General features: G+C 41.1%; 16 protein-coding genes and 2 pseudogenes. 1 reads left to right on the top strand and 17 read right to left on the bottom strand.

Features of this window, described 5'->3' with window-relative positions; genetic code table 11:
• Window positions 1-2: 2 nt before the first annotated feature.
• The 4 genes from I1A42_RS11785 to I1A42_RS11770 form a co-directional block, all read right to left on the bottom strand.
• The gene (locus I1A42_RS11785) at window positions 3-2075 is read right to left on the bottom strand and encodes an FUSC family protein (RefSeq protein WP_196123589.1); all 2073 of its coding nucleotides are present in this window, start codon (window positions 2073-2075) and stop codon (window positions 3-5) included.
• A 1-nt stretch (window position 2076) separates the two neighbouring features.
• The gene (locus tag I1A42_RS11780; RefSeq protein ID WP_161156483.1) at window positions 2077-2949 is read right to left on the bottom strand and encodes an efflux RND transporter periplasmic adaptor subunit; all 873 of its coding nucleotides are present in this window, start codon (window positions 2947-2949) and stop codon (window positions 2077-2079) included.
• Window positions 2950-2958: 9 nt separating this feature from the next.
• Complete coding sequence (locus I1A42_RS11775; protein WP_161156484.1) at window positions 2959-3159, bottom strand: DUF1656 domain-containing protein; 201 nt, start codon at window positions 3157-3159, stop codon at window positions 2959-2961.
• Window positions 3160-3773: 614 nt separating this feature from the next.
• The gene (locus I1A42_RS11770) at window positions 3774-5138 is read right to left on the bottom strand and encodes an MBL fold metallo-hydrolase RNA specificity domain-containing protein (protein ID WP_196123588.1); all 1365 of its coding nucleotides are present in this window, start codon (window positions 5136-5138) and stop codon (window positions 3774-3776) included.
• Between the two features lie 297 nt (window positions 5139-5435).
• Between I1A42_RS11770 and I1A42_RS11765 the strand changes: the two genes are divergently transcribed.
• Entirely contained in the window at window positions 5436-6455 is a 1020-nt protein-coding gene (locus I1A42_RS11765) for an acyltransferase family protein (protein WP_196123587.1), read from the top strand.
• 112 nt (window positions 6456-6567) lie between these two features.
• On the opposite strand, the gene I1A42_RS25330 is transcribed toward I1A42_RS11765, so the two are convergent.
• From I1A42_RS25330 to I1A42_RS11700, 13 genes and pseudogenes are all read right to left on the bottom strand, one after another.
• Complete coding sequence (locus tag I1A42_RS25330; protein WP_408063531.1) at window positions 6568-6777, bottom strand: dTDP-4-dehydrorhamnose 3,5-epimerase family protein; 210 nt, start codon at window positions 6775-6777, stop codon at window positions 6568-6570.
• Between the two features lie 75 nt (window positions 6778-6852).
• A pseudogene (locus I1A42_RS25325) lies at window positions 6853-7125 on the bottom strand (GDP-mannose 4,6-dehydratase); the annotation flags it as partial.
• Between the two features lie 108 nt (window positions 7126-7233).
• Entirely contained in the window at window positions 7234-9429 is a 2196-nt protein-coding gene (locus I1A42_RS11750; RefSeq protein ID WP_196123586.1) for a YjbH domain-containing protein, read from the bottom strand.
• Entirely contained in the window at window positions 9426-10196 is a 771-nt protein-coding gene (locus I1A42_RS11745) for a capsule biosynthesis GfcC family protein (RefSeq protein WP_161158525.1), read from the bottom strand. Before I1A42_RS11745 ends, I1A42_RS11750 begins: the two co-directional genes overlap by 4 nt.
• On the bottom strand, window positions 10193-10882 hold the full coding sequence (locus I1A42_RS11740) for a YjbF family lipoprotein (protein WP_196123585.1): 690 nt from the start codon (window positions 10880-10882) through the stop codon (window positions 10193-10195). The genes I1A42_RS11745 and I1A42_RS11740 overlap by 4 nt, the downstream gene beginning before the upstream one ends.
• A gap of 75 nt (window positions 10883-10957) precedes the next feature.
• Window positions 10958-11326, bottom strand: a complete 369-nt coding sequence (locus I1A42_RS11735) for a hypothetical protein (protein WP_196123584.1) — start codon at window positions 11324-11326, stop codon at window positions 10958-10960.
• 570 nt (window positions 11327-11896) lie between these two features.
• The gene (gene cysN, locus I1A42_RS11730) at window positions 11897-13306 is read right to left on the bottom strand and encodes a sulfate adenylyltransferase subunit CysN (protein WP_196123583.1); all 1410 of its coding nucleotides are present in this window, start codon (window positions 13304-13306) and stop codon (window positions 11897-11899) included.
• A 77-nt stretch (window positions 13307-13383) separates the two neighbouring features.
• A complete protein-coding gene (locus I1A42_RS11725) occupies window positions 13384-14352 on the bottom strand; it encodes a DHH family phosphoesterase (RefSeq protein WP_161158549.1) in 969 nt (322 codons plus the stop codon).
• A 2-nt stretch (window positions 14353-14354) separates the two neighbouring features.
• Window positions 14355-14993 carry an adenylyl-sulfate kinase gene (cysC, locus tag I1A42_RS11720; protein ID WP_161158550.1) on the bottom strand — a complete coding sequence of 213 codons (639 nt, stop codon included), beginning with the start codon at window positions 14991-14993 and terminating at the stop codon, window positions 14355-14357.
• Window positions 14994-15905: a sulfate adenylyltransferase subunit CysD gene (cysD, locus tag I1A42_RS11715; protein ID WP_161158551.1), complete on the bottom strand. Its 912-nt coding sequence runs from the start codon at window positions 15903-15905 to the stop codon at window positions 14994-14996.
• Window positions 15906-15945: 40 nt separating this feature from the next.
• A pseudogene (locus I1A42_RS11710) lies at window positions 15946-17680 on the bottom strand (SLC13 family permease).
• 17 nt (window positions 17681-17697) lie between these two features.
• Window positions 17698-18348 carry an ABC transporter ATP-binding protein gene (locus I1A42_RS11705; protein ID WP_196123582.1) on the bottom strand — a complete coding sequence of 217 codons (651 nt, stop codon included), beginning with the start codon at window positions 18346-18348 and terminating at the stop codon, window positions 17698-17700.
• Window positions 18345-19484, bottom strand: a complete 1140-nt coding sequence (locus I1A42_RS11700) for a glycosyltransferase family 4 protein (RefSeq protein ID WP_196123581.1) — start codon at window positions 19482-19484, stop codon at window positions 18345-18347. Before I1A42_RS11700 ends, I1A42_RS11705 begins: the two co-directional genes overlap by 4 nt.
• Between the last annotated feature and the right edge of the window lie 20 nt (window positions 19485-19504).

The raw sequence follows: 19504 nt of genomic DNA, 5'->3' as shown, positions 1-19504 counted from the left end.
CACTAAACAGATTGTTCTACCGCAAGTGCCCGGTTCTCAGCAATGGTTGCAGAGGTCCGTTCAAAGGTGAGCGACATTCGCTCAAAACTACCGCGAATCAAATCATATTTATCGTGAGGAAGGTTTTCCTTTGAGAGCCGTTCGAGTATTCGGTGGCACGCATCACTAAACGACGACGTACCTTGACCGCGATAACAACTCATAAAGGCATCGGCTAAAGCCTGTTGCCAATGCTCTAATTCCCCATCCATTCGACTATCACAACTGCTTTTAATAACTTGACGCAAACGCAAAGACACATGGCCCAAGTTTAACGCGGTTAAACCTAGGTCAGTCATATCACGATTTTTACTCATTCCTTTTTCATAGGTAGAAATACGTAATAAGCGATCACCCATTCGCGCATTAAACCAAGTTTCGCCTAGCTTATGGTGTGGAACCTGAACCAAATCGTTATAAGTATCTCGCATTAACCGATTCATCATCAAATTCAAGCTTGGCCCTGTGATTAACTTGAAAAGCCACAGCAATATCGTTACCCCAACAAATATGGCCATCGCATAACTCACTGTATAATCAATGGAAAAAGAGCGAGTCATATTCGTACTTGGCATAACAAAAATAGTAAATGGAATACTCATCCCCAATGCGTAAGGTAAAGTTGGACGATTTGCCAGAGGTAATAGGCTAATAAAATAAGGGCCAGCGAGTACCAAAATCAGAATCTCAAAATCACCAGAGCTTTCGGCCAACAGTGGCAAAGCGAAGAACAAGGCCATGGGTAACGCAATTAATATCCCAACCAAAATACGTTTCATCACAATGGTTAAGATCATCATAGGTAACCGCGCCATCATGACCGAAAACACCACTGGCAATATCATGATCATAAGCACCGCCGTTGCGCCGGTACCAATCCAAAGCCCAGCACCAACCAAAAACATAATGGCACTGCGAACTCCGGTCGTTAAGCCCACCAGCGGATCGCGGTGCGACATAATACGAATCGCGTTAAGCAAAATGGGTTTGGAAGTAGTAATGGAGTTATATCCCTTCAAAACCATGATTAACTCAGCACTCAACTCCAGCGCTATTTTATGAATACGCGCTTCAAAAGCGGTTTTCGCGACTGAATTGTTGGCATAATAAATTTGTCGACGCCGCAACTTTTGCGCCATCTCATAACACTCATGGTAATCCTGAGATTTCTCCATGGCGTTGAAGGTCTCACGCATTTCATCCAAAAGGTTTTTCAAGTTATCTGAAACCAATTCATCGTGCTTACGTTGCAGACGACCGAATATCTGAATCAATGCCAATAAGGATAAGGTTTTATTCGACAATAACGTCGCAGCTCTACTTTGCCCGGGGCCATCAGGGCCTTCATATGCCACCGCACTAGAATCATCATTTAACGCTGTCAGTGATTCCAAAATACCATCAATGGATTGGTGACGATCATCGTGAGAACCGGCCGGATCTAACTCTAGCGTAAAGTACTGCAGAGTTTGGTTAATGACACTGCGAGCATGAACCTGCAACGCATCACGGACTCGAACTGGCCAAATCATCGTACTGACTAAGGCGGCACAAATAACCCCAATGATGATTTCACTCATACGAGCTTGAGCGATTGCAAAAATATAGGCGCTGTTTGTTTTAGACGGCTGAATCATAACGAGCAAAACAACCAAGCAGGCTGTCATACCAGCCATAGCGAAGGCATACACCAGGTTTTGCCGACGAACTAATGCCGATAGTGCCGAGTTAATTCCCAACCATAGAGCTAGCGAACCAATCGCTAGCTCTGGATAAGCAGAGAATAACTGCAACACAAAGATAGCGAAGATGCCCCCGACCAGTGTGCCAACGATCTGACACAAGCCTTTTTCGATCACAAGGCCACTTTCAGGACGAATCTGTAGGAAGATCGCCCCGATCATTGCCCAATAAGGACGATCCAAGTTAAAAAACATCGCGATATAGAGTGACAGCGCCATGGCTATCACCCCTTTTATCGCAAACTTAACCGCTTTGATATCGGGAAAGAAAATGGCATTAAACAGTATCCGCATATTACTGTTCTTGCTCTTGGTTCATATGAATGGAAACGGTCATCCCCGCACTTAAATTCACATTTTTATCCACGGAATCCAACTGAATATCAACCGGAATACGTTGCGCTAAGCGCACCCAGTTAAAGGTTTGTTGAACTTGAGGTAATAATTGAGAGTTCCCGTTGGTGTTAGTGTCTGCTATCGCTTTACCAATACTCGTTACCTTGCCAGTCAATGGCTTACCGCCACTCATCAAAGTAATCGTTGCAGTCTGACCGACATGAATCATAGGGACTTTTGTTTCTTCGAAATACCCAGTCACGTAAAGCGATCCATCTTTCACCAACGACAATACCGACTTACCTTTGCTGACATAGTTACCTTGGCGCAATGTCAGGTTAATAATGGTCCCGTCAGCAGGCGCTCGAATAACCGAACGCTCCAAATCAATTTGTGCAGCTTGAAGTTTTGCTTCGCTCAGCTTTAAGGCAGCTTCTGCTAACTTTGTTTTGATACGGGCACTTTCTGCCGTTTCATCACTCACTAATTTGCCGTTAGTACTCAACTTCTTACGACGTTCGTATTGATGCTTGGCTAATTCTAATGAGTAACGATCACTTTCCACCTGAGCTTCAAGTTGTGCAATGGTCGCTTTATAACGCGTTGAATCGACCGTAAAGATAACGTCGCCTTTGTTGACGTGTTGGTTATCTTTAACATCCAACTCGGTTACCCAGCCAGAAACATCAGGAGCGATAGTAATCACATCAGCGCGAACTCGGCCATCACGAGTCCAAGGTGAATACATATAGTGAGACCAAATCCATTGGCCTGCTAATAATGCAATCACCACGACGGCTAGAGTCAGTGAGATACGTACTGTTTTTGACATAATTTTTTATTAGCTCCCAAGTAAATATACGACTAATGCGAGATAACAGACGTAAAGACCGACTTCAAACCAAGCCGCTCTCCAAATTTTGGCATATACACCAGTCTTATAAAGAATCACCCGCGTAATCCAAGATAGGATAAATGCCAATGGCGCAAATAAGACCAAGGGGCTAAATAACAGCCCGCCCAGCGCTAATTCTTCAAACATATCGGAACATATCCCTCATCAGTACTTTATTAAGCGTATACATGCCATCCCCAACAATGTATGAATAAAATATGATAATCCAACCCTTCTCAATGAACACGCATTGAGAGGAAACCATGATCAAAACCCCCAGCATTGGCTTCAAGCCATAATAAACGTCACGCCTAACCTCAGCCTGAAGCAGTGGTTGCATGATAAGATCATTAGTTCGTTTGGTTGCTGCCTGAGGAATTATCCTTCGAATCTTACGGTTACTGTGGCATTTGTTAATAAACCACTAATCCCAAGGAGTATAAGACAGGATAGAGAATACTGCTCGATAACTTAGACACACAGGCAGTGATAGAACACCGAATGGTTAGTAATGTCTGTCTTTAGGTCATCGTCATCTCTATTAATCACACCCCTATTTTTATCCTTAAATGTGATGTAGTTCAATAAATTATTCGGATGCAGACTATTTCTTAATAGGAAATAATATCTTAAATAACTCTGACACAGGCGTGATTTTAATCAGTAATTAAAAACCCTTTCGTAGCGAGATACTCGTCTTCCTCACCCACGGACTCGCAGTGATCGAGCTTGAGAACAATCAAAGCGACCTTTTCTTCCCATCAGGATTCCACGTCATATCCAAGCATCTTTAACTCTTGGGCGAAATCTTCTTGGACAGTCTTAACCCCATGAATCAGGCGGATGGATTTCGGTTTCTCTTTAATACCTTGAATAAAGCGTAATAGATCCTCTTTGTCAGCATGAGCAGAGTAACCGGACATAGAGTGAATGTGAGCGTTCACTTCAACTTGCACCCCATCAATATCAACGTGGCCTTGACCACTTTGCAGCTCATGGCCCAAGGTTCCAACTGCTTGATAGCCAGCGAAAATAACATCAGTACGTGAATCAGGTAATAAAGCTTTCAGATAGTCAATAATTCTTCCCCCTTCGCACATACCGGATGCAGCAACAACAATCGCAGGCTCTCCCGTTGACGCCAAGCGATTCACCAACTTCAAGTGGGAGGCATAATCCGGAATCGTAATACATTGCTCGAATGCTAGAGGATGACGATGCTGAGAAAGACGTTTTTTAGCTTCTTTGCCCCACAACATCTTAAAGTGACGATAAGACTCAGTGACTTTACTTGCCATTGGAGAATCCAAAATAATGGGGATATCCGGTTGTAAATCATGTTCATGTATCAATCGTTCAATATCAAATAACAACTCCTGAGTGCGCCCAACACTAAAAGCAGGTATTAATATCACCCCACCATCAGCTAATGATCGATCAATAATCGTTGCCAAGCGCATACTGCGCTGCTCAACACTTTCGTGGCATTTATTTCCATAAGTTGTTTCGATATAGAGATAATCAGCATGAGGTGGAGAAATCGGGTCAGGGAGTAAAGGCGTATGTGTTGGGCCTAAGTCGCCAGAGAAAACCACGATGTCTTGGTTTGGCAACCGACATTCAATAAACGCAGAACCAAGAATATGGCCTGCAGGATTAAAACGAAGATCGACCGACCACTCGTTAAAATAGGCGATATCAGCAGAGTTATGATTAAACCAGTCAATGGAATACCAATGACCATATTCCATTGGAACCATCAATTGCTTAATCACATCGATAACTTTACTGCTCTGTTTAGCTGTCAAAGAGGTTTGCAGTTTGAGGCTATCTTCAAGCATTAAAGGGACCAATTCAGCCGTCGCTGGTGTACAGTAAATCGGTTGACGAAACCCAGCAGCAATCAGCCAAGGAAGTCTGCCCACATGGTCTATATGGGAGTGAGTAAGCACTAACCCACAAACTGAATCAAGTGAGAAATCAATCTCTAAATTTTGCTCTGCTCGTTCATTTCCTTGAAATAATCCGCAATCAATAAGTAGACTGCTTGATCCCCATTTCAGCTCATGACATGAACCAGTGACCGTATGATGACCACCATGATGCACAACAGTATGCTGCAACATACTTCCCCCCTAGATCATTCATTCCTGTATAACCATAGGAAAAATCTCTGCGCATCTCTTTAAGTTAGCGAATAAAAAATTCGGTATGACTCGAGAAATCACTCAATACTCAAAAATAAGCACCACCGACGAAACATACCCGTACCAAATCGTTGTAAAAAATATGCAATCACAACACTCTTTTGCGATCCCATTTCCAGACTAAAATTATTAACAAAAACCTCACTTAAGCTCGATAGCCTCTTAATTTCGAATGATAGCCTTAAATCGATTATTAACACTTATAAGGTTAGAAAAATGAGAGACAAAAGAATCGATCTTTTAAGGTTCATCGGCCTATCCATGATTATACTCGCCCACGTCGAACCACCAGATCTCATCATGCAAATTCGTAACTTCGATGTTCCTATCATGGTCATCATCTCTGGTATTTCCTTTTCCATTAGCTTCAAAAATAAAGAAACATTTTCGCTTTACGTATGGAAAAGATTTAAACGTTTGGTACTTCCTGTATGGGCATTTTTATCGATATTCTTCTTGCTGATGACGCACGTATTCCCTCATACCATTGACCTTAATCTCAAAATAATGGCCAAATCGTATTTTCTTACCGATGGCATTGGTTATGTGTGGATTATTCGAGTATTCCTACTCGTCGCGTTAGTATCACCGCTTCTTTACCACTGGAATCAAAAAGAGAAGAGCAACACTCGTTATCTGCTAACATTAGCAATCCTCGCTATTGCTTATGAGGTATTCCGTTATTATTCATTGCCCTACATTCACGGCGGTAAACTGCGTTTAATCTCTTTAGTTAGTCACTACGTGCTTGCTTACTCATTGATCTTTGCGCTTGGTCTGCGCATTTATCAGTTCAAAAAACCAGAACTTATCGCAACGTTTCTTGTGGCAATCGCGACCTTTGTTATCACACGTTGGTATCTAGGTAGCTATACGGACAGCTCAATCTCAACACAAGACTACAAGTACCCCCCTTCGTTTTATTATTTTTCTTACTCTATTTTTGTCTTTGCCATATTATGGTCTATCAGCGACAAAATCGTTTCGTTTGTAGAATCAATAAAACTATCGGGGGTAGTATTTTTTGTGGCACAAAACTCTATCTGGGTTTACCTATGGCACATTCTCTTCATTACGCTATTGCCTGATAATCATTATCTTGAAAAATACTTACTCACGTATATTTCCGCAGGAATAATTACGTATCTCCAAACCCGCATAGTCAGCCTGATCATCAATAAAGAGTCACTGCCAAATGATATGAAAAAAAACATTCGAATGGTGTTTACAGGGTAATTATAAGCTAGCAACCATAACGCTAACTTGGTTTCACCGATGTTAGATGTAAAAAAGCCACCTAACTAAGTAGGTGGCTTTCGCATGTATAACAAGGTTCTTGAGAAGAAAACTACAGTCGTGGTGCTTGGCTAAATTCCAGTCCTTCAACATCTTTCGCAGAGAGTAAAGGTTCACCATCTAATGGCCATTCCACAGCAACCGTTTTATCGTTCCAAAGTAAACTCACTTCAGATTTTGGATTGTAATAATCAGTACACTTGTAAACAAACTCAGCTTCGTCACTCGTCACATAAAAACCGTGCGCAAAACCAGCAGGGATCCAGAACTAACGTTTATTCTCAGCGGATAAATAAACACCAACCCATTGACCAAATGTTGCCGAATCTTTGCGCATATCAATCGAACGGTCGACATGAGATTCCACAGCTAAATGCATCACGGCATCTTGCTGATGTTGAGCAAAAATGCGATCCATAGCAGCTCGGTCGCAAATATAAGCATGTTCAAATGCATAGCGCTCACTCTTATCGACAGAGTAAAGAGATTCTAAGTTACCTGCCTAGGTAAGTTTATCCACATTAATCACTGAATCTTGTGTGTGATTGATGATCTGGCGAACAACAGCATAACCGATAAAACCAGCCCCGCCCGTGATTAAAATTTTCACATTATAAACAACCAGTTACATTCAACAATTGACGTTTAAAAACTATATTGATTACATCCGTACACTATGAAGCATACGGATGTACATATGTAAGATGTGTTTTCTACATTATTCTGCGATTGCTCGCGTAAACCAAGGAGAACGAGCATCAGTTAAATCGTATAAACCGTATTTCCGACCCAACATCTGCCCTCCATCACGGGTCAGAGGCTGCCAAGACAAGTTAGCTCTATTAACGCTTGGTTTCACCGTCATGACATCGAATGGAATCGAAATATAAAAGCCCTTGGTAAAGCTACCTTCACCATATTCTGCGGCAGATAGGTTAGTTTTGGTGGCAAACACACCAGCAATCACACCACTATCAAACTGTTTAGAATAATCGACCGTTACGCCTTTATCCCCAGTAAGATATTGTCCGACACTCACTTTAAGACGAGTATTGTCTAAGAGAGAAGTAAACTGAGGTTCCCAATATAATGTGGCATGGCCCGTGTAACCGCCAGTTTGCACATAGTAATAACGATTAGTTTGCGTATCGTAATGTCTTTCCTGCTTAAAGAGACCGAATAGACTATTGGGATCACGCTGGATAACATAGTTACCATTAATACCAATCGCCCAATTAGTATCTCTCGGACGATACAAAAGCTCTGAACCATAACCAGCAAACATGGTCTCGAGATAGCCTGCATAAGCTTGTGCATACAAATTATCAGACCAGCGATCAAAATAGGTTAATTGCAGATTACTCACCAAAACACGCTGATCTAAATATTGTCTTGCCAGAGTTCTAACCCGTTTCAAGCTGGTTCCATCTGGTGGCACTGTATATTTAAACTTATCGTAGTTGTTATTGATATCTCCGTATAACCCGCCAGAAAAAACAAAATGCCGGCCCGCATTGTATGTTATCCCCGCATTAACACCCAAGGCATACAGATAAAAACCTTCAGAGGCGCCAAACGACTGTTTCAGTGACGGAGATAAACCATACGACAAATCATTAACAGAATTCGCTTTGAGCTGCCCCTCTACAGGCGTAGTTTCTTGAGATTGTCTTGCATCGTCAAACTTTGCCTCTGGATAATCATTATCTGCGACTCGTTTGAACGAATAGGCGTTAATTTCAGTCTGGGTTACCGGTAAATGCTGCTTCGTTTCAATAATGCGATACGATTTGGCATTAATCCCCGTATTCGCAATAAGAAGAGCAGCTCTTTCTTCAGCAATTTTCCGATCTCGATACTTTTTCTGTTCACCTTCAACAGTAATGGTATGACGACTTTGATAGACCGATGCTTCACGATAACCGGCTATATTACCCAAATCCTCAGTCAGCTTTTTCCATTGTTTTGGCGTCAGATCCGATGTCGTTGGTTTCGGTGCATAACTAGGTTTCTTATTATCTTCTAGCCAGGTAGGACGTAAGTTTGCAAGATTGGTTGCTACAGAAATGCCTGCCGAAAGAGTATTCCCTCGTTCATAACTAAGGCGAAGTTTCGCCCAGTCTGCTAAAGAGTACACAAGGCCAACGTTCCACGGAGTATCATCTGGCATTGAAATACTTCCCCTAGTGACAGGGAAATCGCTTTGATAGTCATTACCATCATATTCGAGTTTAAGCACAAGTGGCTCAAAAGGCGTTTGATATTCAATACCGCCAAACAATGCTTTACAGCCGGTAAACATACGACCGGCCTCAAGACTTCCCCCAGTAGAGGTAAAAGCAGAATCGCGACCACAATCGGTAGTATCGGCTGTTTTATTACTTAGATTGCCACGGTTACCAATATAGCCCCACCCCAACCCAAGAGTAATATCAAAAGGACCAAACTGTTTACTGGCCGCAACATACTCCCCATCAAACAGCCCTGTACCACCGATATCTCGTAAACCAATTGACACATCAGGTAACAGGTAGCCTTCTTTGATAAGGTTTAACTTCAAATCAATAGATTTGTCTGTATATTTTGTTGAACCACTAAAAGACTCATCATCGCTATAAAGTAAATCATACACTTGGGTATAACGTATGGTTGACTCTAACCACGGAAAAAGCTGCAATGAAATTGCATAATTAATGTATTCATCATTGCGAGTGATATTTAAACTTAGCTCGCCATCATCCATCATCCGTGCCGATGGCATCTGCATTAACCCTACACCACCAAAATCTGATTGAGAGTGTTGTAATACTGGGCCACTGAATTCATCTGACAGACTCTGTGGAGAAAAAACGGACAGTACGGCTGCTGTACATAAGCTCAATGGCTTTGTAGCATTAAAAAATAATTTCTTCATTGAATGCGATTTCTCAATAATTCAACGATCATATCGTTCGGATTATTAATGGTGTATTCAGGATGTAGCGATGATTGAATAAAAGGCATTGGCACAAAAATAATGGCCCCAGGAGCGACTTCTAAAAAGTTATCTTTCCAATACGCGACAGATTGTTTTTCAACTCGACCATCTGGCTGAATAACATAGACAAACTCTGTATAGCTCTCCCAATGAGCGCTCTTTATATATTGTCTAGCACTGGTTCTATTGCGCCATTCATATTTGCCCGGCCGATCAACTTGACCTAACACCCAAACAGTATTTGGATTCTCATTTAAGCGGAGGAACCACTTACCCGCTAACGTAGGGTTATCATCTTTATTTAACCCCGTCATATCAGGATCAACAGGTAAAAAAATCCGTTTAGAGTATTGCCAATGCTCTAACTGAGTTAATAAATGATTCCAATATGTTCGGTCATCATGATTATCTGCGATATTAGCCTGATCCGTTACCATACTGAGAACACGATGACGAAATGCATAAGGTGCAGATAAATCGAACAAACTTGATGATAACCAGTTAACCTTTTTAGAATCGATCTTTTCCTTGTGCAAAATACTCAAAACGGCTTGATTTAGCCTAGGTACCGCGGAAAAGTTCACATAACTGTTTTGTTGATGATAATTAACAATAAACTCAGTAGGCGCTGCAAATATAACCGCACTCGTAGTCATCGACATTATCAAAAGGGAAGATTGAATGAATTTAAAGAATCTTCTCATTGCTTTTTCTCTCCATGGAATGCTTTACCAATGGAAAGTCCGATTTGGTATGAACCAGGATATAAATACTGTTGAGAGGTAACCACTTGCCCTGATGTTGGACTCACCCAATAATTATTGGTGTATGTCACTGAGAGCTTATCAATAGCCACTGTTTCAGTAACATGAATAAGATTTTCAGTACGATTCGGCAACGACACGCGTTCAAGGTTACCTACAATAAATGTGGAGTGCGCTTGATAGTTCATATGATACCCAGGCATCCAGCTCAACGTAAATTGCCAATGCTTCGGAGTCGAACTGTGCAATATACCAAGCGTTAAAGGATCGCGTTGAGTCGATTGAAGAGAGAGAAGATTACCGCCGTTTGATAAATTGACCGTTTTAACTATTCTTCCCGCCTCAGTCACTATCATTTCTTTGCTAGCAGCAATCCATTTTAACCTCGCTGGATAAGTATTGTTTTCAACCCATCCCAGCACCAACAACGCCTGAGGATTATCACCTAACCGGGTATACATACTCGCATAGGGAATATTATCGACCATTTCTTGCGTAATATTTGTTTCTTCCGGGCCAATAATCGCTGAATAAAGAGTCTTATTAAGACCTTGTGTGTTTTCTGAACATCCAGAAAGAAAAAGAAGCGATGCAAGTGAGCTTACTGTAATAGCTGTCTTCAGCATAAATATTAACTTTGAATAATAATAGGTATAAAAAAGCAACCACTTTCGTGGTTGCTTGTGATTACTTTTTGTCGATTATAAAGCAGTAACAGACGTTGATGTTGACGTTGATGTAGCTGCACCATCATTGTTGTTGTCATCGTTATTATCGCTAGCAGCAACAATAGCGCCTGCAGCAACAACACCAGCAACACTAAGTGAAACAACAGAAACACTACCAACCGCTGCCGCAGCGCCTGCTGCACCAGCAGCACCACCAGCACCAACACCAGTGCCAGTGCCAACACCAGTGCCAGTGCCAGTGCCAGTGCCAGTGCCTGCACCCGCACCGGCGCTTGCACCAGAACCGCCAGAACCACTAGCGCTACCAGTTACTCCAACAGCTGCATAAGAAGGAGCAACCGCGCCTAATGCAAAGATTAGAGCTAACGCGATTTTTTTCATAATTTAACCCTTAATTAATATACTAAGTTTAATATTAAACATCGATGTGAAAGTCTATTAAACTTTCCCTACGATTCTAGAAAAATAGTCACCTTGCTGTAAACAAAAAACATTACCACTTTAACTTTTAAAACAATAAATTATGTAATAATAAAACTAACCAAAAGAATAATTTACAGTTTAATCAATAAAGCATAATTACAAGATAAATATTTTATTAATTCTCTAATGAATGCAGTTTTATATTGAAAGAATCAAAAAATGGCGATTATTTAATCTATCCGAATAAATTAGATTTCTATTTCCTTATATAAGGCAAAAATAATAAGAGAAATATCTATGAATTTTTATCAGATAAATAAAATCATGTCACTAAAATTAAACTGAGCAATATATACCCAAATGACCTCAAAATGCAGGATTCAGAGATTCATCAACGAGCAAAAAGAGAGGCTAATTGGGTATAACATCCATATTATGATCTGGGAAGAAATCCAGTTTTACGAAATAAGGGGAAGACCATGAAACGTCTTCCCCCCCTAACATAAAGCCTTAGAATGCTCTTAAACGTTAGATTTCAGCACAACCCCATTCAGGGTAATGTTTCCGGATATAAGCATTAAGATCTTTTTCTGCAGCAGAATATTCACGAACATCAATAGAATTTGCGTCTGCAATTCTATCTACCATTCCAGCACCTACTGTCACATTAGTATGACGATCGATAATAATAAATGCCCCGGTTTTTGGTAGTTCCTGATACGCATCAATCGCCACTTCATCGGTGAGTGAAACACTGGTTAAACCAATTTCATTCAATTCCAAAGACTCACTGTTTTCAGCATGCTGTTCTAACGTATTCACATCCACTTTATGTGGAATGGCACTCACACGACCAGTGCAAGACTTAGTAGCAAACTTAAACAGGTATTCTTTATGTGTACGCAGAGGCGCCTCACTCATCCAAACAACATGAGCATCAAACTTGCGACTCGTTTGTGGCTCGTGTCCAGTATGAACCAGCATATCCCCACGTGAAACATCGATTTCATCTTCTAGGGTAAGAGTGATGGCTTGCCCTGCCTGTGCAAGTTCAAGATCGCCATCGAATGTGTAGATGGATTTCACACGGGATGTTTTACCTGATGGCAGTGCGGTCACCTCATCACCAACTTGAATCATTCCAGAAGCAAGGGTGCCGCAGAAGCCACGGAAGTTGAGGTTTGGACGATTCACGTACTGCACAGGGAAGCGCATTTGTTGTGAGTGTGTGTCTTTACCCACTTTCACGGTTTCCAACAACTTCATGAGTGTCGAACCCGGATACCAATCCATATTCTCACTTGGTGTCACCACGTTATCACCCAGTAGAGCCGAAATTGGCACAAAGCGAATATCGTCAATGTTGAGGTGCTCCGCCATCTCCCGATAGTCCGCTTTAATCTTCTGATACACGTCTTGGCTAAAATCCATTAAATCCATTTTATTAATGGCCACAATCACGTGTTTAATGCCAAGCAAACTACAAATATAGCTGTGACGACGAGTCTGCGTTTGAATACCATGACGAGCATCGACCATGACAATCGCCAGCTCACAGGTAGATGCCCCTGTCGCCATATTACGAGTGTATTGTTCATGCCCTGGAGTATCAGCAATAATAAACTTACGCTTATCTGTTGAGAAGTAACGGTAAGCCACATCAATAGTAATACCTTGTTCACGTTCAGATTGAAGGCCATCAACCAATAACGCCAAATCAAATTCCTGATCTGTGGTATTAAATTTTTGCGAATCTTTCTCAATCGCGGCCATCTGATCTTCGTAAATCAGCTTACTATCATAAAGCAAACGTCCAATTAGCGTTGATTTACCATCATCCACGTTACCGCAAGTCAGAAAACGTAGTAGGTCTTTATTTTCATGCACCTTCAAATAGGCTTCAATATCTTTTGCAATCAAATCAGATGAGTGCGACATAATCAATTTCCTTGTCAGGGTTAAGAGTTAAATACTTAGGGGGAGCCTCGGTCCCACGCCCTAGGGAAGCTATTGCCTCAATTAACCCTGTAATAATCATTTAGTGTTTGGATAAATTTCGCTTTTTCTGCAAGAGGTAAAGCATTCACGCCAGCGGCCGCTTTACGTCCGCCACCTGTAGCAAACTGGGAGCAGACATCATCCGCTCCAACACGATTATTTAGCGGTGCTCGAACGCTAACCGTATAATCTTCACCCGTATTGTTCAGAGTCAGCACTGCATGTGCCAGAGCGGGAGATTGATTCGCCAACTCGTTGCCATACACGCCACTAATACGGCGTGCCCAGCACTCACACGGCAACTCAAACACGCGGCTCACTGTATCGCTGTGCAGCGGCTTAATTTGAGCCACGTGCGCATAATCCTGTTCATACCCTTGCTTCAATAGGTAGTAAGGGGAAGATAGGTCATCTCTAAGATCAAATGGTGACGTATAGTTGAGAAGTTGTTGAAATAGCGTTGCAGGAGGAATATGCAAATCATCTAATGTCGCGCCGTAACCGTTGTAGTTAATCAGCGTGCCTAATTCACACAAAAAGTCGATATCAACTTGGTTTAATCCTTGTTGCTCTCCCATCGCTTGTGCGCGTTGGTTAAGATTATCGCCAAATGCAGCAGCAATAGCCCAATCGCTGTATTTTCCTTTTAACTTTTGGTTAATCAGTAAACTGGTACACACTTCCGCGTCCAAGTTCACTAACACTTCTAACAGGTCAGATTGAGGCACATCCCCAGTACGGTGGTGATCGCAATAAAACACCGGCACTTGCTTCTCAAGTAAAGCGTGTAACGCAGTTTGATTTTTCTCCATAGAAATATCCAGCGTCGTCACCGATGTAACATCATCCGCTGCCACAACTTGAGAAAGTAACTTAATATCGCGTTTAACCCCAGTAACTAACACACTCTCTTTCGGCTCATGCAGGCGCAACTGTAACAGAGCAATAATCCCGTCGGCATCACCATTAAATACATCGTAATGCATCGTTATTTATCTCCTTGCAAATAACCCAACGCATCCAATTGCGCCACAATCTGTGCAGCACATTGTTCAATAGAAACTTGAGCCGTTTTTACATGAATCTCAGGTTGGATTGGTGCTTCATATGCAGAATCAATCCCAGTGAAATGTTTAATTTCTCCAGCGCGGGCTTTTTTATACAACCCTTTTGGATCGCGTGCTTCGCACACATCTAAAGGCGTATCAATAAACACTTCAAGAAACTGACCAGGTTCAAGTAGATCACGAACTTGCTGACGATCAGCAATAAATGGAGAGATAAAAGCCGTTAGCACAATAGAACCAGAATCAACAAACAATTTAGCAACTTCACCAATACGGCGGATATTTTCCACACGATCGCTATCGCTAAATCCCAAGTCTTTGTTCAAGCCATGGCGCACATTATCACCATCAAGAAGATAACTGTGCTTACCTTGTTCCATCAAAAGGCTTTCCACCGCATTCGCAATAGTTGATTTGCCAGAACCACTTAAGCCCGTAAACCACAAGACGACTGGCGTTTGACCTTTTTGTTTTACACGTGCTTGATGGGTCACTGTCGAGTGATGCCAAACAACATCCCCTCCAGCACTATCATGCTGTTTTTTTTCGTAAGGAGACATTTAGAAATACCCTTCGCGTTTCTTTTTCTCCATCGATGCTGAACTGTCATGATCAATCGCACGTCCTTGACGCTCTGATGTCGTGGTCAAAAGCATTTCCTGAATAATTTCAGGCAACGTGGTTGCTTGTGATTCAACAGCACCAGTTAGAGGGTAGCAACCTAAGGTGCGGAAACGCACCATCTTCTCTTCGATCTTTTCGCCTTCACGTAATTCCATGCGTTCATCATCGACCATGATCAACATACCATCACGTTCTACCACTGGGCGTTTTTTAGAGAAATACAAGTCAGGGATTTCAATACCTTCCAGATAGATGTATTGCCAAATATCTAATTCAGTCCAGTTTGATAAAGGGAATACGCGGATACTTTCACCTTTATTCACCCGACCATTGTAAATATTCCACAATTCAGGGCGCTGATTTTTAGGATCCCAACGATGGTGTTCATCGCGGAAAGAATACACCCGCTCTTTAGCACGAGATTTTTCTTCATCACGACGCGCGCCACCAAAAGCAGCATCAAACTGATACTTATCTAGGGCTTGTTTTAACCCCTGCGTTTTCATCACATCGGTATGCTTAGAGCCATTTTCAAATGGGCTAATATTCATCGCTAACCCTTCAGGGTTTTGATGAACAATTAACTTCATCCCCACTTTTTCCGCCATATAATCGCGGAACTGAATCATCTCTTTAAATTTCCAAGTAGTATCCACATGCATCAATGGAAATGGCGGTACACCAGGAGCAAACGCTTTTTTGGCTAAATGCAGCATCACAGAAGAGTCTTTCCCCACTGAGTAAAGCATGACCGGATTATCAAATTCCGCCGCCACTTCACGAATAATGTGTATCGATTCAGCTTCAAGCTGTTTAAGGTGCGTCATACGCGCAGGAGTTAATGTCATTGTCATTCCTAGCTTAACTTTCATTTATTTGGTGGTGAGATTACAAATAGAAGTATCCCAACATCCCCACCACCACTGTTCCATAAATAATACTAATCGGTAATCCGATTTTCATAAAATCTTTTAAACGATAATTACCAGCGCTATATACCATTAAATTGGTCTGGTAACCGTAAGGGCTAATAAAGCTAGCACTGGCACCAAACGCTAACGCCAATAAATAGGCTTTAGGGCTAGTGTGCAGGCTTTCTGCCATACTGATACTTAACGGAAAAATAAGTGCTGCGGCGGCATTGTTAGTCACCAACTCGGTGAGTATCCACGTTAATACATAAATTACGATAATGCCTAGCAATGGGGAAAAACCTGCCTGATGATAGGAGACCCATTGTTTTAAGCCATTTAACGCGCCAGTATTGGTTAACGCCTCAGAGAGCACCAGTGCAGAAGAGACGATGAGCCAAATATTTTTTTGGTAAGCGGTGCATAATTTCATTAGAGGATAAACAGCCGCACAACAGCAGAGCACCAAGAAAAATTAACAACGAAGTGAATAGCGGCACGCAACCGACTGCTGCAAGTAAAATGGCCACAAAAAAACCATAAACAGAAAGGTGCTCTCGCCATCCGTTCAGGCATTGATCAGCTTCTACATCACTTACCCGATAAAAGTTTTTATTAATATTACGACGAGATTTAAAATCATCCCCTACCGCAATAATTAAGTAATCACCCGCTTTAAGAACAATATCGCCGAGCTTACCTGAGAGTTTTTCCCCATCCCTCCGAATACCAATCACCGCAGAATCAAACAACGCTCGAAAGCCAGAAAGTTTCAGTTTTTTACCGATTAAAACGCTATCAGGGCGGATAATCACTTCTTTCAAATTGTTTAATGGCAATCCATTTTTATGGGCATAACTGTTTAACCCATCGAACTGCGCTAATAACGTGATTTTTTTTATATCGCCACTAAAAATCAGCCGATCGTTTTCTTCAATGATTTCAAAAGGCGTGACCGGAGAAATCAGCCGCCCCTCTCTTAAAATTTCGACCAAGAATAACGATTCCAAATTACGCAAACCATTCGCTTCAATCGTTTTACCAATAAGCGATGACCCCGATTGAACTTTAGCATCGATAAAATAATCGGCAGCAACAACTTGATGTTTTTTATGCTGGGGAAGCCAACGAGAGAAAAAGACCAAGGCAATGCCACACACCAACACAACAATACTGCCAATAGGAGTAAAATCGAAAAAGCCAAGCGCTGGTAAATGCGCATTAATTGCCATGCTATTAACGATTAAGTTGGTCGAGGTTCCAATCAAGGTAAGAGTGCCGCCAAAAATTGCCGCGTAAGAGAGCGGGAGTAATAAACGACTACCTGAATGATAAGGATTATTACGAATTGGAGCTAATAACGTCGAAACAACAGCAGTGTTGTTGAGTAACGCAGAAGACAGCGCACTAAAACTAAACAGCCTAAACCAACTACTGGCATAACTAGGTCGAACAATAAATGTAGCCGCAACGCGTAGTAGTTTGGTTTTTTCTAAAGCTAATGAACACACCATTAGCAGCATTAGAGTGAGAACACCTTGATTAGAAAAACTTTTAATAACTTGCTGCCCCGTCACAATGCCACTGGCCACTAATATCAGCAGCAGCACACCGAATACACGTTCAGGGTAATTTTGAAACCGGACAAGGCCGATGATTGTACATGCAAACAACAGTAAGACTGCAGATGAGCTAGAGAAGTACCATTCCATAACGGTATAGTTATATCCTAAAGTTGCTTATAAACACTTAGACCTTCATTCAAATCAGCGAAATAAGTCAATGCGCCTTGGTGAAGAATCACCGCACTATCGCAAAATTGTTTGATCTCTTCGATATCATGGCTCACCATAATCATGCTCGATGTCTCTTTTTTATCCAACAACGCTTGTTTGGCTTTTTTTCGAAATTTCTGATCACCAACCGATGTAACCTCATCTATGAGGTAAATATCGAAATCGATAGCGATACAGCAACCGAAGGCCAAGCGTGAACGCATACCACTCGAATAGTTTTTGACGGGTAAATCATATTTGTCACCAAGTTCCGCAAACTTTTTAACTTTTGCCTCATATAGTTCTAGATTATCTACGCCGTTTACTCTACCTATAAAACGAGTGTTTTCTCTACCAGTCATTTGAGGGTGAATGCCCGTAGCTAAAGCGACTGGCCAAGAAATAGCTTTATCTGTATAAACATGCCCCGAATTAGGGTACTCGCTCCCACCGATGATACGAAAAAGTGTGGATTTACCGGAACCATTTCTACCCAATAAGGCAATATTTCCTTGAGAAGGAAAAGAAAAGTTTAAATTCTGAAAAACATGCTGCTTTCCGTGTGCCGATGTATAATATTTACTAAGCTTTTTGATTTGAATCATTCTAAAATTAAACTATTAATTATATCAATGTAGTGTTTGGAAATTTTTAGATGGTTGAAATCTCTAACTGCTTTTTGACGCCCTTTTACACCAAAAGCCAACCTACCTTCATGTCCCAACTTTATTATTTTTAACATCGCATCAGCTAATGCGTGGGGATCTTTTATAGGAATAATATAGCCTGATTCCTTATCAATCACAGTATCACGGCATCCTACATTATCAGTTGTAATAATTGGTTTCCCCATTGCACAAGCTTCAATAAGAGACTGAGGTACACCTTCTCGATAGAAAGAGGGTAATACAACACAGTCGTAGTCCTTTACAATATCAAATACATTATCAGTAGAACCTAGGTAATCAACATTATATTCCTTTGAAAATTGCAACAATTCCGATTCAGAAATAGAGTGAGCGTGTGTATTATCTATAAATCCGAGCAAAGAAAACTGCACATTGGTATCACAAAAGTCGACATCATCAAGTATCTTCTGTTTAACTATTTTTGCAGACTTAGCAAATACACGTACTCCTTTAGATTCCAACATTCTACCAGTCAGTATAAATTTAACATTACCATCATTTCTTGACTGAACAGGCCTAAATCTTTTGAGATCAATACCAATACCATTAACTCTTGAACAACGCTCAGAGTTAATCAATCGATTATCTAAATAGATATTCATATCATCTATATTTTGAAAAATCACATGATCTGCAAAGGGTTGACTTACTTTAAGAAGTATTTTCCCTATATAACTCTTCCACCCTTTATCAATAAAAATAGATCCCAACCCTGAAACAGTATTAATAACTTTAATTCCCAAAATTTTAGAACATACACAAGAATAAATATTAATCTTTGGCGTAAAATTAAGAATACAATCTGGTTTAACTTCTCTGAAGTAAAAGTATATTTCTCTAATACTTCTAATTTCAGAACTGAAATTGGCCCCATTGCGATCCATATATAAATCTTTGTAAACACAACCCAAATCAATCAATTTATCTGATGTATCATCCCAAGGGGCTAAAATATATACTTCACTATGAGTTTTTATAAGCTCTAATATAGATGATCTGAAAAAGTTATATATAAACCATGATGTATTTGCAACGATAACTATTCTTTTCATTTAAAGACCAATATACTGAC

The sequence above is a fragment of the Vibrio nitrifigilis genome (assembly GCF_015686695.1).
Classification (GTDB): Bacteria; Pseudomonadota; Gammaproteobacteria; order Enterobacterales; family Vibrionaceae; genus Vibrio; species Vibrio nitrifigilis.
This window is presented reverse-complemented; position numbering and strand designations above follow the sequence as displayed.